This window comes from Levilactobacillus paucivorans (genome assembly GCF_001437125.1).
Taxonomy (GTDB): domain Bacteria; phylum Bacillota; class Bacilli; order Lactobacillales; family Lactobacillaceae; genus Levilactobacillus; species Levilactobacillus paucivorans.
Map to the genome: position 1 here is coordinate 1 of NZ_JQCA01000129.1, position 704 is coordinate 704.

Consider the following 704-nt stretch of genomic DNA (forward strand, 5'->3'; position numbering starts at 1 on the left):
AGACCACTTCTAAGAATAGATTCTTAGTGTTGCACTTGATTTGACAATTGAGGAATTAAATTATCTTGAATCAGTCGCCAAGTGTTTCTGGAAATTAGTGTGCGCGTAACCATGAACGCATCAGCTAATTCACTAGCAGTGGCTTGTCCGTGTTGTTCAAGATAGACTAATATTCCCCACTCACGCATTGAGAAACCAGTTGTGGCCAGCCCTTGCATTAACATCTGGTATGCCTGTTTCTGAATAGCTTGTAGGGTTGTTAAGCTCTCAAACTGGTTCTTAATTTGCTGATGATTTACCATATAATATCATCCTATTCTTTGTACTGCCGCTGAGTCATTCCGAAGAGTTATAACAAACTACTCATGGCTAATAGTAATAAGCCCCTCAGTGTCATATGTCGTTGGTCAGTTTCATCAGTTCGAGGCAACCATTGATCTACAAAATTAGTAGCCTCTGTTTGACCAGCCTGAACCGGTTTAGCAGCATCGTTGATTGGCTCGGGTTAATAGAAACTCTAAAATCTGTCGATAAACTATTTATAATTCTTATTATAATAAATTGATTCAAACTCATTATGAACGTTAGAAATATTATTAATATGCATTGAAGGTTAATTTTACAATCTACCTAAAACTAAATATAAGTTTTTTCTAACTTAGTTGTTGCACTTAAACTACTGCATACTCATTTTTCAGTCTTAC

Annotated in this window: 1 pseudogene; it reads right to left on the reverse strand. The window is 36.1% G+C overall.

What is annotated here, in order from left to right:
- Positions 1–38: 38 nt before the first annotated feature.
- A pseudogene (locus IV54_RS09605) lies at positions 39–302 on the reverse strand (MarR family transcriptional regulator); the annotation flags it as partial.
- Positions 303–704: the final 402 nt, after the last annotated feature.